This window comes from Pantoea sp. GbtcB22, assembly GCF_019091025.1.
Taxonomy (GTDB): Bacteria; Pseudomonadota; Gammaproteobacteria; order Enterobacterales; family Enterobacteriaceae; genus Pantoea; species Pantoea leporis.
In genome coordinates this window covers 1-243 of the sequence record NZ_JAGXKB010000653.1, presented here as the reverse complement: position 1 = coordinate 243, position 243 = coordinate 1, and the positions used below count along the sequence as shown (strand labels likewise).

The window sequence follows — 243 nt, the reverse complement described above, 5'->3', positions numbered from 1 at the left end:
CTGACGCGCAAGAACTGGCCGCCGATAATGGTGTTGGCATAGGAACCGACATTATTGAACGCCGTGCCGCCATCACCACCGCTGTCCGGACTCTTGCCTTTCACAACCAGCCCAGAAATTTCGGCATAGCGTGCCTGCACTTTAAAGAAATGTTGACCACGTGGTTTGGTATCCCAGTCGAAAAACAACGTCGTTGTTGGAAAATAACCGAAATTGTCCGCCGCACCTGTCACCTTAAAACGG

At 51.4% G+C, this 243-nt stretch carries 1 pseudogene; it reads right to left on the bottom strand.

Going from position 1 to position 243, the window contains the following annotated elements:
- Positions 1-243, bottom strand: a pseudogene (locus KVT28_RS26285) (hypothetical protein); the annotation flags it as partial.